This window comes from Streptomyces griseochromogenes, assembly GCF_001542625.1.
In the GTDB taxonomy this organism is placed as follows: domain Bacteria; phylum Actinomycetota; class Actinomycetes; order Streptomycetales; family Streptomycetaceae; genus Streptomyces; species Streptomyces griseochromogenes.
The window spans coordinates 4,604,205-4,619,059 of the sequence record NZ_CP016279.1; the positions used below are offsets into that span (position 1 = coordinate 4,604,205).

General features: G+C 71.2%; 11 protein-coding genes and 2 pseudogenes. 9 read left to right on the forward strand and 4 right to left on the reverse strand.

Annotation, left to right across the window (positions count from 1 at the left end; all coding sequences use genetic code 11):
* The first annotated feature begins 151 nt into the window (after positions 1–151).
* Positions 152–625 carry a carboxymuconolactone decarboxylase family protein gene (locus AVL59_RS19525; RefSeq protein ID WP_067306059.1) on the forward strand — a complete coding sequence of 158 codons (474 nt, stop codon included), beginning with the start codon at positions 152–154 and terminating at the stop codon, positions 623–625.
* A gap of 41 nt (positions 626–666) precedes the next feature.
* Here AVL59_RS19525 and AVL59_RS53250 read toward each other — a convergent pair whose 3' ends face one another.
* Both AVL59_RS53250 and AVL59_RS19530 read right to left on the reverse strand, forming a co-directional pair.
* Entirely contained in the window at positions 667–822 is a 156-nt protein-coding gene (locus AVL59_RS53250) for a DUF6131 family protein (protein WP_099053086.1), read from the reverse strand.
* Positions 823–884: 62 nt separating this feature from the next.
* Positions 885–1,682, reverse strand: a complete 798-nt coding sequence (locus AVL59_RS19530) for an aquaporin (protein WP_079146799.1) — start codon at positions 1,680–1,682, stop codon at positions 885–887.
* A gap of 240 nt (positions 1,683–1,922) precedes the next feature.
* Here AVL59_RS19530 and AVL59_RS19535 point away from each other — a divergent pair, with 240 nt between their 5' ends.
* The 8 genes and pseudogenes from AVL59_RS19535 to AVL59_RS19565 all read left to right on the forward strand — a co-directional run bounded on the left by AVL59_RS19535 (position 1,923) and on the right by AVL59_RS19565 (position 11,603).
* Positions 1,923–2,363: a hypothetical protein gene (locus AVL59_RS19535; protein ID WP_067306064.1), complete on the forward strand. Its 441-nt coding sequence runs from the start codon at positions 1,923–1,925 to the stop codon at positions 2,361–2,363.
* A gap of 176 nt (positions 2,364–2,539) precedes the next feature.
* A pseudogene (locus AVL59_RS50495) lies at positions 2,540–2,689 on the forward strand (LacI family transcriptional regulator); the annotation flags it as partial.
* 38 nt (positions 2,690–2,727) lie between these two features.
* Positions 2,728–3,174: pseudogene (locus tag AVL59_RS19540) on the forward strand (hypothetical protein); the annotation flags it as partial.
* 270 nt (positions 3,175–3,444) lie between these two features.
* Entirely contained in the window at positions 3,445–4,224 is a 780-nt protein-coding gene (locus AVL59_RS19545; RefSeq protein ID WP_067306069.1) for an SDR family NAD(P)-dependent oxidoreductase, read from the forward strand.
* Positions 4,225–4,510: 286 nt separating this feature from the next.
* Positions 4,511–6,904: an ATP-binding cassette domain-containing protein gene (locus AVL59_RS19550; RefSeq protein ID WP_067306070.1), complete on the forward strand. Its 2,394-nt coding sequence runs from the start codon at positions 4,511–4,513 to the stop codon at positions 6,902–6,904.
* Between the two features lie 220 nt (positions 6,905–7,124).
* Entirely contained in the window at positions 7,125–9,512 is a 2,388-nt protein-coding gene (locus tag AVL59_RS54420; RefSeq protein WP_237281556.1) for a serine/threonine-protein kinase, read from the forward strand.
* 93 nt (positions 9,513–9,605) lie between these two features.
* The gene (locus tag AVL59_RS19560) at positions 9,606–10,529 is read left to right on the forward strand and encodes an aminoglycoside phosphotransferase family protein (RefSeq protein ID WP_067306076.1); all 924 of its coding nucleotides are present in this window, start codon (positions 9,606–9,608) and stop codon (positions 10,527–10,529) included.
* A gap of 117 nt (positions 10,530–10,646) precedes the next feature.
* A complete protein-coding gene (locus AVL59_RS19565; RefSeq protein ID WP_067306085.1) occupies positions 10,647–11,603 on the forward strand; it encodes a hypothetical protein in 957 nt (318 codons plus the stop codon).
* Positions 11,604–11,627: 24 nt separating this feature from the next.
* Here the strand turns inward: AVL59_RS19565 and AVL59_RS19570 are convergent, their stop codons facing one another.
* Together AVL59_RS19570 and AVL59_RS19575 are read right to left on the reverse strand one after the other, a co-directional pair.
* A complete protein-coding gene (locus AVL59_RS19570) occupies positions 11,628–14,459 on the reverse strand; it encodes a type 2 lanthipeptide synthetase LanM family protein (protein ID WP_208870404.1) in 2,832 nt (943 codons plus the stop codon).
* A 126-nt stretch (positions 14,460–14,585) separates the two neighbouring features.
* Positions 14,586–14,786: a DUF6229 family protein gene (locus AVL59_RS19575; RefSeq protein WP_067306088.1), complete on the reverse strand. Its 201-nt coding sequence runs from the start codon at positions 14,784–14,786 to the stop codon at positions 14,586–14,588.
* Positions 14,787–14,855: the final 69 nt, after the last annotated feature.

Below are 14,855 nucleotides of genomic sequence, written 5' to 3' on the forward strand. Positions count from 1 at the left end.
GACGGGTGTCAATGTCGCACTTGAACACCGAACGTGCGGCGTCCGACTCGACGCGCCCGTCGAGTGATGCACGTCACACTCATTGCCGTCACATCTCTCCGGGCCGTTCCGTCAGAGCGGTGTAGCCAACAGCAAGGGGACAGGAGTCACCATGGACGCTCGTTTGAACCTCTTCGGAAACCCGGTCGCGGGCAAGTTTCTGAGGTACATCAACTCGGCCGGCAAGGCGGTCTCGGACTCGGCCCTCCCGGCCGCGACGCAGGAACTGGTGAAGCTCCGCGCCAGTCAGATCAACGGCTGCGGCTTCTGTACCGACATGCACAGCAAGGACGCCGCCGCGGCCGGCGAGACCGCGGTGCGCCTCAATCTGGTCGCCGCCTGGCGGGAGGCCACGGTCTTCACCGACGCCGAGCGCGCCGCTCTGGAACTGACCGAGCAGGGCACCCGGATCGCCGACGCGGCCGGCGGCGTCACGGACGAGGCGTGGTCGAACGCCGCCAAGCACTACGACGAGGACCAGCTCGCCGCCCTGGTCTCGCTCATCGCTCTCATCAACGCCTACAACCGGCTGAATGTGATCGTTCAGCAGCCGGCCGGCGACTATCAGCCCGGTCAGTTCGGATAAGGATTCCACGTAGGTCCCGGCCGGGTCACTCACTTACCTGCTCACCAATAGTGACGCCGGCCGGCGACTGCGTGACCCATGGAACCCAGGATCCAGAAGATCGCGCCGATCACCAGCAGGATGACGCCGATGGTCCACAGGATGGATATGCCGGTCACGAAGCCGACAACGAGCAGGATGATGCCGAGGGCAATCATGATGTGCCTCCTGCCGTGGGGGATGGTTCTCCCTTCCTAGTGCCCCGAAACGGGACATATTCTCAATCCGCCGTCGTGCGGTGTGCCGCGCCCTCTGCCTCGTCGTGGGCGGGACGCCCGTACAGCACCGCCACTGCGACCAGCCCGCATGCGGCCCCGGTCAGCTGGGCCGCGATGAACGGGACGAGCGAGGCGGGGGCGATCCCGGCCGGGGTGTCGGTGAGGGAACGGCCGATGGTCATCGCGGGGTTGGCGAAGGCGGTCGAGGAGGTGAACCAGTAGGCCGCCCCGATGTAGGAGGCCACGGCGACCGGCGCCAGCCGGGCACGGCCGGTGCGCTCCAGGCCGAGGACGAGCAGGATCAGCCCGGCGGTGGCGACGGCCTCGCTCAGCCAGAGGTGCCAGGCGGACCGCTCGTGGGTGGAGAGCCTCACCAGCGGCCGCGCGAACATGGCGTCGGCCAGGATCGCTCCGCCGACCGCCCCGGCCACCTGTGCCGGTATGTACGCGCCGACCTCGCGCAGGGTCGGCCCGGGGCCGTGGCGGCGGCCGGCGTACCAGGCGGAGAGGGTGACGGCGGGGTTGAGGTGCGCCCCGGACACCGGCCCCAGCAGCGCGATCAGCACGCCCAGGCCGAAGACGGCGGTGAGTGAGGCGGCCAGCAACCGCACGCCGGAGTCGTGCGACAGCTGGGCGGCCTGGATCCCGGAGCCGACGGCGACAGCCACGAGCAGCCCTGTCCCTACGGCCTCGGCGGCGACGCGACGAGCCAGGGGCCGGGTCGTACGGTGTGATGCGCGGCCGGCGTGCACGGGCTGCCCGGCGGCATCCGACTCGCGGGGCGGCGCTTGACTGTTCATGAGTGGCAGTCTGTGTGTGCCCCGAGTCGCAGGACAGTGGAGGAACACCCCATCTTGGGCGGGGTTGTTCGTCGGTTGAACGGTGATCGGCCTTGCCTCTCTGTTCTGCGCGAAGTCTGATTTCTTCCGGTTCGGTCCGCAGGTGGGTCTGGGCCCACCCACCCGTATGTCCAGGCCCATACCGCAGCCCTGTCGCGCTTCGTAGTGTCGGTATCACGACGACACGGAAAGAAGAAGGACATGGCTACCACCAACCGCACCACGACCGAGACCGCTCATCTCAACGACCCTGAGATCCAGGGAGCGTTCAACAAGGTGAAGAAGCTCGCTGTGATCTACGGCGTGTTCGACGCCATCGTGCTCGCCACGGTCATCGGGCTTTCGGTCGCCGGGCACAAGGAGGTCGGATTCGTGTGGGGCCGGTCCTGCGCGGTGTTCGCGAGTGCCGTGGCCCTCTACTTCCTGACCAACAACGCTTCCCGTGGCGAGCGTTCGGCCTACAAGCGGATCCGCATCATCTCGACCGTCCTGCCGATCGCGATCGTCGGCGTCGACCTGATCCCCGGCATCTGCCCGCCCTGGTTCGCCGTGATGCAGGCCGTGTGCGCCGTTCCCCTCGCCATCGCCGGCTTCACCATCAACGGATCCAAGATGCGCGCCGCCTTCCCCAAGAACGCCTGAGCGAACTCCGGCCGGCCAGGACGCGGTTGAGGCCGACCGGAGACTTCGCGCGAGGCCGGGCCCGGCATATCGCCGGGCCCGGCCTTTGCCGTGTCCGGCCACGGCCGACGACTGGACGAGGTGGACGGCCGCACGCGCACCACCCGCCGAGAGCCTGCCGCAGGCCGTCCCGAACCCTGCGCCAGGACGTGCGCCGAGCCTGCCGGACCATCATGCGGGCCCACAAGGCACTGCCGGACGACGGGCCGATCCTCCCCTCGGCGATCCAGGTGGTCACACCGTTCGATCTGCCGCCCGACGTCGCCGCCGCGCCGTGCACGGAGTGACCTCCGGGGCCCTGGTGGGCGAAGGACGCTGGTCGGGAATCCTCGACCACTTCGCCTGGCGCTTGATCTACCTGCTGCCCATCCCCGCCTCGCTGCTCGCCGTGGCCTTCGCCGCGCGGCTGCTGACCGACTCGCGGGCACCGGGCTCGCGCCGGCTGGACCGGCCCGGCCAGATCACCGCCGCGCTGGCGATCACCGCGCTGGTCTACGGGATCATCCAAGGGGGAGCCGAGTCCTTCACCGAACCGAAGGTCATGGTCGTGCTGTCCACGGCCGCCGTAGCCGCCGTCGCGTTCGTCCTGCTGGAACGTGCCGGCTCCAGCCCGATGCCGGACCTGGCCCTGTTCCGCAGCCCGGCCTTCACCGCCACCGCCCTGATCGCCATGATCAGCTTCCTGGGCCTGATCGGCTTCTTCTTCGCCCTCAGCCTCTACTTCGCCATGGTCCAGCGGCTGTCCACCCTGGACGCCGCCTGGTGCCTGCTGTACCGGTATCTGAGCAAGCAGATCGGCGCACTCCCCGGAGTGCAGACCGTCGAGACGGCCCTCAGCCTGCGCCGGATCAAGCAACTGACCTACGAACCGACCCGCTGAGGCGGTCCGGCGGCGCTCCTCCTCCCGACGGCGGCATCGCCGCCCGGGTCTCCTCCGACGCCCCGGCCGCTCTCGTCGCTCCGGCCAACCGCACGCCTGCGACCAGCCGGCACAGGACACCCGACCGAGTCGGCTCACGAGCGTGCCCTCTACGCTTCGGTCATGATCACGCAGACCTACCTCTCCGAACTCTTCTCGCTGGACGGCCGTGTCGCCCTGGTGACCGGCGGCAGTTCCGGCATCGGCCGGGCCATCGCCGGGGCACTGGCGCGGGCCGGGGCGAGCGTGGTGATCGTGGCCCGCAAGGAGGCGGAGCTGGCGGCGACGGTCGACGAGCTGACGGCCGACGGGTGCCGGGCGGCCTGGGTCAGCGGCGACCTGAGCACGCGCGAGGGCGTGCGTGCGGCGGCCGACGAAGCGGCACGGACGTTCGGGGAGCCCGACATCCTCGTCAACTGCGCCGGAGTCAACCTGAGGCCGCCGATGGGCGAGCTGGGCGAGGACGTGTGGGACACCACCATGGCCCTGAACCTGGAGGCGCCCTTCCTGCTGGGCCAGAGGTTCGGGCCGGGCATGGCCGAACGGGGCTTCGGCCGGATCATCCACATCACCTCCCAGCAGGCACACCGGGCCTTCGTGCGGAGCGGTGCCTACGGCGTGTCCAAGGGGGCGCTGGAGTCGCTGGCCCGCTCCCAGGCCGAGGCATGGTCCCCCCACGGCGTCACCTGCAACACACTGGTGCCCGGCTTCGTGATGACGCCGCTCAACACACAGCTGTCGTCCGACCCCGAGAAGGTGGCGGCGCTGGCCGCGCGCACACTGATCGGGCGCAACGGGCTGGCCGAGGACTTCGCCGGCGCGGCCGTGTTCCTCGCCGGCCCCGCCTCCGCCTACGTCACGGGCCAGTCGATCTTCGTCGACGGCGGGTTCTCCGTCCACTGAGCCGCCTGACGTCGCGCGTGGCCGAGCAGGCGACCGTACCGGTCAGGAATCGAGAAGCGTGGTCCCCGGGCCGCCAGCTAGCGTGGCGGTCACGGACATCACGACGCACCCGAGCCACCACCGAGCCGCCCGGTCACCACAGATCGGCCGGCCGGGACCGAACTGTGCCGGAGTCCGCGCGGACTAGGCGCACCGGACGTATTGTTCGGAGCCGGTCGGACCGAGCGAGGCGACACCGACGGAGACCGCGCGGGGCTCCCGCCCGAGAGACGGAGACACGATAAGCATGGCAACGAGGACGGACACCCGGTCGTCTGCGCCCCACGTCGCCGACAGCCACGATCTGATCCGTGTGCACGGCGCGCGCGAGAACAATCTCAAGGACGTCAGCATCGAGATCCCCAAGCGCAGGCTGACGGTGTTCACCGGTGTCTCCGGCTCGGGCAAGAGCTCCCTGGTGTTCGACACGATCGCCGCCGAGTCGCAGCGGCTGATCAACGAGACGTACAGCGCCTTCATACAGGGGTTCATGCCGAATCTGGCCCGGCCCGAGGTCGACGTACTCGACGGGCTGACGACCGCGATCATCGTCGACCAGCAGCGGATGGGTGCCGACCCGCGCTCCACGGTCGGCACCGCCACCGACGCCAACGCCATGCTGCGCATCCTCTTCAGCCGCCTCGGCACGCCGCACATCGGCTCACCCCAGGCGTTCTCCTTCAACGTCGCCTCGATCAGCGGAGCGGGCGCGGTCACCGTGGAGCGCGCCGGACAGACCGTGAAGGAGCGCCGCAGCTTCAGCATCACCGGCGGCATGTGTCCGCGCTGCGAAGGCCGGGGAAACGTCACTGATCTCGACCTCACCCAGCTCTACGACGACTCCAAGTCGCTCGACGAGGGCGCCATCACCGTCCCCGGTTACACGGGCGGCGGCTGGAACTCCCGGCTCTACAGCGAGTCCGGCTTCTTCGACGCGGACAAGCCGATCCGCAAGTTCACCAAGAAGGAGCTGCACGACTTCCTCCACCGCGAGCCGACCAGGATGAAGATCGCGGGCATCAACATGACCTACGAGGGTCTGATCCCGCGGATCCAGAAGTCGATGCTCTCCAAGGACAAGGAGGCGATGCAGCCGCACATCCGCGCGTTCGTGGAGCGGGCGGTCACCTTCACCGTCTGTCCCGACTGTGACGGCACCCGGCTCAACGAGGGCGCGCGGTCGTCGAAGATCAAGGGCATCAGCATCGCCGACGCGTGCGCGATGCAGATCAACGACCTGGCCGCATGGGTCCGCGGCCTGGACGACCCGTCGGTCGCGCCGTTGCTGACCGCGCTGCAGCACACCCTCGACTCGTTCGTGGAGATCGGCCTCGGCTACCTCTCGCTGGAAAGGCCCGCGGGCACGCTCTCGGGCGGCGAGGCGCAGCGCACCAAGATGATCCGCCACCTCGGCTCGTCGCTCACCGACGTGACGTACGTCTTCGACGAGCCCACCATCGGCCTGCACCCCCATGACATCCAGCGGATGAACGACCTCCTGCTGCGGCTGCGGGACAAGGGCAACACGGTACTGGTCGTGGAGCACAAGCCGGAGGTCATCGCGATCGCCGACCACGTCGTCGACCTCGGCCCCGGCGCCGGTACGGCGGGCGGCACCGTCTGCTTCGAGGGCACCGTCGAGGGGCTGCGGGCCGGCGGCACCATCACCGGCCGCCACTTCGACGACCGGGCCTCCCTCAAGGGGACGGTGCGCAAGCCCACCGGCACGCTGGAGATCCGCGGCGCGACGACGCACAATCTGCGTGACGTCGATGTCGACATCCCGCTCGGCGTGCTGACCGTCATCACCGGCGTCGCGGGCTCCGGCAAGAGCTCACTCGTGCACGGGTCGATCCCCGCCGACGAGGGTGTCGTCTCCGTCGACCAGAGCCCCATCCGCGGCTCGCGACGGAGCAACCCGGCGACGTACACCGGACTGCTCGACCCGATCCGCAAGGCGTTCGCGAAGGCCAACGGCGTCAAGCCCGCGCTGTTCAGCGCCAACTCCGAGGGCGCCTGCCCCACCTGCAACGGCGCCGGCGTCATCTACACCGACCTGGCGATGATGGCCGGCGTCGCCACCCCGTGCGAGGAGTGCGAGGGGAAGCGGTTCCAGGCATCGGTCCTCGAGTACCGCCTCGGCGGCCGCGACATCAGCGAGGTGCTCGCGATGCCGGTGGACGAGGCCGAGGAGTTCTTCGGCGCCGGGGAGGCGCGTACGCCCGCCGCGCACAAGATCCTCGAACGGCTCTCCGACGTCGGGCTCGGCTACCTCACCCTCGGCCAGCCGCTCACCACGCTCTCCGGCGGCGAGCGGCAGCGGCTCAAGCTGGCCACCCGTATGGGAGACAAGGGCGGCGGCCGATCCGTCTACGTTCTCGACGAGCCGACCACGGGCCTGCACCTCGCCGACGTCGAGCAGCTGCTCGGCCTGCTCGACCGGCTCGTGGACTCCGGCAAGTCGGTCATCGTCGTAGAGCACCACCAGGCGGTCATGGCCCATGCCGACTGGATCATCGACCTCGGCCCCGGTGCCGGCCACGACGGCGGCCGGATCGTCTTCGAGGGCACACCCGCCGACCTCGTCGCCGCCCGTTCCACCCTCACCGGCGAGCACCTCGCGGCGTACACCGGCAGCTGACCGAGACCCGCGCGGCAGTGTTCCGGGCCGGTGCTCACGCGCCCGCCCGGAACGCCGCCGACCGCGACGACGTATGCCCGCTCCAGCCCCTGCACGCGTTCCGCCGCCGACACAGGTCTCTCCGCGCCGCTTCACCTGAAGGTGTGGTGAGCGCGGACATACACGGACATATATCGAGAGGGCGGGAACCAGTAGCAGCCCGGCTCGGTACGTTGGCGTGGTGCGGCGGATCGGGGAGTTCACCGTGGAACGGCGCCTCGGCGCCGGCGGTATGGGCGTGGTGTACCTGGCGCGCAGCCCTGCCGGACGGCGGGTGGCGCTGAAGGTGATCCGCCCCGAGTACGCCGACGAGCCGCACTTCCGTGCCCGGTTCCGGCACGAGGTGGCGGCGGCCCGCAAGGTGAGCGGGGCCTTCACGGCGTCCGTGGTGGACGCCGACCCGGACGGCGATCCGCCGTGGCTGGCCACGCAGTACGTCGTCGGCGACTCGCTCGACGCGCGCGTGCGATCTCGCGGCCCGCTGCCCGTGGCCGACGTCGTCCGACTGGCCGGCCAGCTCGCGGAGGCGCTGCGCGACATCCACCGGCAGGGGATCGTGCACCGCGACCTGAAGCCCGCCAACGTCTTGCTCGCCGCCGACGGCGTACGGGTCATCGACTTCGGCATCGCCCGGTCCGTCACCCGGAGCCGGGCGCTGACGCGCAGCGGTGCCATGGTCGGCACCCCCGCCTTCATGGCACCGGAGCAACTGGACTCGGCCCGGGCGATCTCCCCGGCGACGGATGTGTTCGCCCTGGGGAGTGTGCTGGCCTTCGCCGCGCTGGGCCGCAGCCCCTTCGAGGACCCCGAGGCCGCCGGCCTGGAACCGATCGCGGTCGCCTTCGCGGTGGTCCACAAGGAGCCGGACCTGGCCGGTCTCCCCGCTTCGTTGCGCCCGCTGGTGGCCCGCTGTCTGTCCAAGCACCCTGCCCGCCGGCCGGACCTGGACGAGGTGCTGCGCCTGGCGACCTCGGTCGGCGGGGGATCCGACGACCGGGGCCGCGTGTGTCCGGCGCGGCGCCGGCGGCCGGTCCGGGCGGCGGTCGCCCCGCTCGCCGTACTCTGCGTACTCGCCCTCCTCCTTCTCGTGGGCGATGTGTCGCGGTCGGCCCCGTCGGCGGTGCTGCCCTGTGCCGACGGACTGAGCGCCCTGGGCGAGGGCCACATGCGCAGATGTGTCGGCCTGCTGGCGGCGAACGCGTCGGCGGCGGGGCTGCGGCGCTCGTCCAGCCGGGTCGCCGCACCGGTGCTGGAGCGGATCGCCGCGGAGAACCGGCGGGTCGTGACGGCCGCCGCGAAACCGGGCGGCAGGCCGTACGTGTCGATGGTGTACCTGACGCCCATCACCGAGGAGTTCGACGGGAGCGCCTCGATGGAGTCGGTCCGGCGCGATCTGGAGGGCGCCTACCCCGCCCAGGTCAGAGCCAACGGGAGACTGACCGACGTACATGCCGACGCGTCCACGTACCGCGGCCCGCCGGTCCGGGTGCTGTTCGGCCAGACCGGCGGCACCGCCGGGCAGCGGGAGCACACGGTCCGGCAGGTGCTCGGGGCGCGCCGTGCCGAGCGGATCGTGGCGGCGCTCGGCCTGGGCGGCAGCACCGCCTCCAGCCAGGACATGGTGGAGGAGCTGACGGCCGGCGGCCTGCCCGCCTTCGGCTCGGTCCTGACCGCCGACTCCTGGGCCGCCGTGCCCGGCCTGGCTCGGGTCGCGCCCGCCAACGCCGACCAGGCGGCGGCCGCCGTGCGCCACCTGTCGACCGGCGCGCTCGCCCGCGCGCGGGTCCTGTTCGTGCAGGACATCGCCCCCGGCGACCAGTACACCAGTACACTCGCCGAGCAGTTCCGCGCCCGGATGCCGGCCGGCCGGATGGTGCGCGCGGAACCCACTCTGTTCGACTCCTCGCGGCCCGGCCTGACCGACACCTTCCGCACCGAACTGGCCGATGTGTGCAGGGTGAAACCGGACGTCGTCTACTTCGCCGGCCGCGGCACCTCGCTTCCGGACCTCCTGACCGTCCTCGCCGCACGCCCCTGCCCGGACCACCGGATCACCGTGATGTCCGGCGACGACACCCTGATGGTCTGGCACGCGAAGGGCTTCGGCCCGCACGAACTGGCCGGCATCCTCGGCAGGGGCGGGATCGACCTCGTCTACACCGGCCTCGCCCATCCCGGAGCCTGGGACGTGGCGCCGGACGACTTCGATCCGGACCTCGTCGCGCCCTTCCGCGACGGCACGTTCGCGCACAGCTTTCCGCACAGCGACCTGGACGACGGACGAGCCATCATGATGCACGACGCCCTGCTCACCGCGGCCCGAGCCGTCCAGGAGACACCTGCCGTGCCCGATCCCACGGTCGCCGACGTCTACCGGACTCTGTCCCGGCTCCGGAAGACAGGACCGCTGCCGGGCGCGAGCGGCTGGATCGCCATCGGAAACGACGGTGCCCCGAAGGACAAGGCGATCCCCGTCCTGCGGATCACCCCCGACGGCCGCACCACCGCCATCACGGTCACCTCTGCGGACGGCACCCCGCAGGGCGGGACGGCACGGAAGGCTCGGTAGCCGGCGGGCGCGGCGGCGATCGTCTCAGGGAGGACGGCTCCAGGTGCCGAATTCCGTTGCTTCCCGGACAACCGGTCGCCTACGGTCCCGATCATGCTGCCCCTGGTGGAAACGGACGAGGAATGGGACGCGGTCGTCCCCCACGAAACGGTGATGCGCCCCGGAGTCGAGGACCTCTGCGCACGCCTCGGCCTCGCGGGCGCGCCCCTGACGCGTTTCCCGGACGGGTCGCAGCCGGTCTACGCGGTGGGCGAGACGCATGTGCTCAAGCTGTTCCCGGCGGTCGCCGCCCAGGAAGGCGCAGCCGAAGGGCGCGTCCTCGCCCACATCGAGGGACGGCTGCCGGTGCCGACCCCGCGGGTGCGGGACTTCGGCCCTTGCGAGAACGGCTGGCAGTACGTCCTGATGTCCCGCCTGCCCGGCGAGAACCTGGCCCGAGCGTGGGACCGGGTGCCGCGCGGCCACCGTGAGCGGCTCGTCACCGAGGTCGGTGAGACCCTCGCCGCACTGCACTCCCTGGACCCCCATCCCCTCGAAGACGTCCTCGGCCCGGGGGACTGGGGCGGCTTCCTGGACCGCCAGGCTGCTGGTGCCGTGGCGCGGCAGCGCGGCCACGGACTGTCCGCCGCCTGGCTGGAGCAGATCCCGGACTTCCTCGCCTCGGTGCCACTGCCACGTGCCCCGCACCGCTGTCTGCTGCACACCGAGGTCATGCGGCAGCACTTCCTCGTCGATCCCGACGGATGGCGCCTGACCGGCCTCTTCGACTTCGAACCGGCCATGATCGGTGACCGTGCCTACGATTTCGTGGGCGTCGGCCTGTTCGTCACACGCGGCGAACCGGATCTGCTCGCCCGGCTCACCGGGGCGTACGGACACGCCTTCGAGCCGTCCGAACTGCTCGCGTACACGTTGCTGCATGTCTACAGCAACCTCCCCTGGTACATGAGGGAACTGCGCGTACCCGCCGATGGAACGCTGGCGTCGCTCGCGGAGGCGTGGTTCGGCACGGAGTGACGCGATTCCGTTACATCCGTATCGCCGTACGGGCGAGTAACCCCAGATGAGACGTGTAATCAATAACGATCTTGGCTCAGGTCTTGTGTGATTCCTCGTCCCCTTTAGCCTCCCGTCATGGCATTTCTTTCAGGTCGCCGCAGAAGATCACGCCTTGCCCCGGAACTCGACGACCAGGAACTGGGCAAGCTGCTGAAGTCGTTGCTGGCGACCACGAGGACGGGAACGATCGCGACGACGGACTTGTGCGTGGCGCAGATCGCCCGTCTTCTCGACCAGGACCCGGGCGACTGGGACCGCCGGGCGCACCGCATGGGCGTCCTGGCGGACTTCCTGGCCGGATCGAATCTGCCGCGTTCCTGGGCCACGCGCGAGCCGCGCAACCCGAGCGCACTCACGCTGCACGCGTGGGCGCAGGTGGCGCGCGGCCGCTCCGAGGGGCACCTGGAGGACTCGGCCGGCGTCGTCGAGAGCTGTCTGCGAGCCGCCGAACTCGCCCCGCAGGACCCCACTCCCTGGGTCGTCCTCCTGGGGGCCGCGCGCCTGGAGCGCTGGCAGCAGTCGCAGGTCTTCGGAGCGTGGAACGAGGTGCTCGCGCGCGATCGCTGGAACCGTGAGGCCTACCTGACCATGCTGGGCTATCTCACCCCCGAGGAAGCGGGGTCACGCATCCAGGTCCTGGAGTTCGTGGACGCCCTGCGCGCCCGCATGCCCGCGAACATGCCCTGCGCGGCGACGGAACTCACCGCCCAGGTGTTCCAGTACCACTCCGTCCTCGGCCGGGGCGGCTTCGAAGCACTGACGGCGCGCAATCACTGGTCCCAGGCAATGGCCGCCCAGGCCCTCGAGCGCGTGGTCCACACCTGGGTGCAGCCCGGATTCCTCCGTCACGCCAGGGCCCTCGCCGATCTCAACGTCCTCGCCTACGCGCTGATGGCCGCCGACCGGCGCCACGAAGCCCGTCCGGTCTTCGAGGCGCTCGGCGGCATCGTCACCGCCTGGCCCTGGCAGGCCGGCGGCGACCCCTTGGCCGAGTACGACCAGGCCCAGCGCAGAGCCGCCGCCGGCGCGTGACCCTGCCGCCGGCGGCGGGTCCGGTCAGTCGAGGAGGAGGGGGTCGGGCAGCGACGCCGCGCGGTGCATGCGCAGCAAGGTGTGGACGACTCCCGACAGACCCGACATCAGACTGGGGGAGAAGGCTTCGCGGGCCAGCCCGCCGACCGGACCGCGCTGCTCAAGACCGGTGAGGATCTCAGCGTCGAGGGCGTCGGGGTCGCCGAAGTCCATGGACGTGAGGAACTGCCACAGGCCCAGGTCGCCGTGGCACAGCGTGTGGCTCCAGCCGAATCCCTCGGCGGCGCAGGCACGCGCGGCGCGCCGGGCCATGTCGAGTCGGGCGGGATCGCCGGTGCGCCGGTGGAGGTCGAGCATGCCGATCCCGACGCCCGCGCTGCCGTGGCACCAGCTGGTGAAGAAGTCCTCCTCGGCGCCGATGCGGACATCGAGCCAGTTGCCGTGCTCGGGCTGCCAGAGGGACTCCTGAAAGGCGAAGGCCCGTTCGGCCAGCTGGTTCCAGTCGCGCCGCTCGGTCGCGGAACCCGCCCCGCTGAGCGCGAGCCGGGCCAGCGCCCAGCCGACGCCGGTCGCGCCATGAGCGAAGCCGCCGATGCCCTCGGGGTTGAGCCGAGTCGTCCAGCGGGCACCGCCGGCCTCGACCGTGGCAACCCCGGCGAGCCGGTGGCCGATGCGCGCGGCAGCGCCCAGCCAGCGGTCCTGTCCGGTCGCTTCGGCCAGGCCGAGCAGCGGGACGATGCCGCCGGCCGCCCCGTTGAGGAGATCCACCTCCACGTCGTCGTCGACCAGCGGACCCGCGAGCAGGAGCGCCCTTTCGGCGGCCCGCTCCAGCAGCCAGTCCTCACCCAGCACCCGGTGCAGCGCCAGCCACGTCCACACCTGCGACGCGGCGCCGCTGAACGCCCCGGCCGACGGCGTCGGCGTGCGGTCCTCGGTGCCGATCAGCACACGCAGCGCGCCCTCGAAGGCCTCGGCCACCCCGGGCACCTCGTCCGCCCGACCCGCCCGCGCCTCGGCCACGTACTCCGCCAGCGTCAGCGTCACCCCGCCCTGCCCGGTGTACAGGTCGGCGGGCAGCACCCTGATCGACCAGCCCGCCGGGGTGAAGACCGGGCTGATCCAGGTGACCGTGCCGTCCTCGCCGCGAACCGCCCCGTCGCACAGCCGCCGCACCATCCGCGCGGCCAGCGCGCGGCGACGCCGCTCCCGGTCCCCGGCGTGCGGGTCACGGGCGGCTTCCTGCACTCGTGCGGGCAGTGAACGCTCATTGAGATACGCGCCCACCAGGGCGTCCTGGATCACCGACTCCTCCAGTGCGAAGTCGGCGGTGCGCCAGTCCTCGACCGTGTTCCGCACGGCGGTCGCGTCCACGGTGAAACCGAACATCGGTACGTCGCCGACCAGCAGGTCCGCGATCTCCGCGTCGATGGCCGCGCGGTCCGTCGGCGCGCCCGGCAGCACCTCGGCATTGCGCCGCAGGATGTCCCGGGCCCGCTCCACGGCCGCAGCCTCGTCGTGCAACGACGCCGGGTGCCAGAGCATCCTGCCGATGTCGACGTAGGCCTGCGTCGGCCGCAGGATCCGCCGGGCCCGGGCGCCTTCGAAGCGGGACAGCAGCCGGTACGGGTCGACGCCGGGCCGGCGCAGATGCGCGGTCATCTCGCGGAAGCCGGCCAGGATCCGGTCCCAGTACGCGCTCAGCACGGGGGCCGGGCTGGGGTGGTTGCCCGCGGTGGGCATCGCCACCAGATCGACCTGGAAGCGGGCGGCCGCGGTGCCGCCGTCGGCGATCACCGGGTTCGGGATCAGTGGCTGCTGACCTGGGAGCGCCCCCACACCGGAGATGTCCACGCCGCCGAGGGCGAATCCGGTGCCGCGTACCGGCAACAGCCCGGTGCGCAGGACCGTACGGCGGATGGCCGCGGCCGCCGTGTCCACCGCGTCGCCCCGGCCGCTGGGCGGGAAGGGCGCCGGGGCGTCGAAGAGCGTCTCGGCGTCCACGATCACCGGGACCGGGCCTGCGGCGATCATGTTCTCGGCATGCATGTCGGTGCCGCCGCAGAAGCGCAGGACGGCCAGCCAATGCCCCATATTGCGGTAGAACGCGGCCAGTTCGGTGTCATCGGCGCAGTAGCGGTGGTGGATGAACTCGGCCCAGCCGTAGCCCTCGCGGGTCAGCGTCCGAGGCACCCGGATGCGCTCGCCGGGCGCGGGGGCGCCGGGGAACTCCGCGAACAGCTCGTCGAGCAGTGCGCCCAGTGCCACGTCGGCCTCCGACGGCCGGGGCTTGTACATGACGCGCGCGTCGGCGAAGTCGACCCGGCTGACGGTGAGACCGCCCCGATGGCTGTCACCCGCCCCGAACGACACGGCACGGATCTGCCCCGCGGGTCCCCCGAGCAGCGGCCGCAGCAGTGCGCGGTCCGCGGCGAGCCGCTGCGCGAAGGCGGTCGTCGCCGCCACCGACAACCGCGCCACCGACGCGATCCGCGCACCGACGCTCGGATAGCGGCCGGCCAGCTTGTCGAGGTAGCCCTCCTCGCCGGCCAGCTCGATGAACGCCGCCCACGTCGCGGTGCCGGAGCCCTCCTCGGCATGCTCGGTGCCCGGCTCCGCGCCCTGGGCCATGCGCAGCGCGTGCAGTTCGATCAGGAACAGTCGGGAGAGCTTGGCGTGCAGTGACCTGAGCATCGCGGTGTGGCCCGCCTCCAGAACGGTTTCCCGTTCGTCCGGATGCAGAGCGTCGACGGCGGCCAGACGCCGGGCCAGCTCCCTGCGCCATGGACGGGCAAGGCTTCGCACGGGCCGTGCGAACCACTCCGACTCGCTCCCGTCCTCCGGCACCGAACCGCTCACCGTTCCCCCTCCCGTTCGCCGTACGTGCGCGCCTTGCCGGGCGCCCGGAGAAGACGCGCGGTGGAACTGCGTCAGCAGCAGTTCCACCGCGCTCAGGTCGTACGAACCTCAAGGCGCGACAGGGGATCAGCAACACCAGCTGCCGTGCGACCCGCTCGGGCTGGAGCAGAAGCCGTAGAGGGCGTCGCTCGGGTCGGTCAGTGCGGCCTCGGCGGCTCTGCCGCCGACGTAGAGCGGCCCTGCGGGGTTGAGCCGGCCGTAGGCGCTCTCGGCGCCCGACAGCCAGGCGTCGAGCACTGCGGTGGCGGGAACACTGGGCTGAGACATCGGCTGCCTCCGAAGGCGGGGAATCGGGGCGGATTGCCCAGCCCTGAGTATCGCCGCGCTCGAACGCCT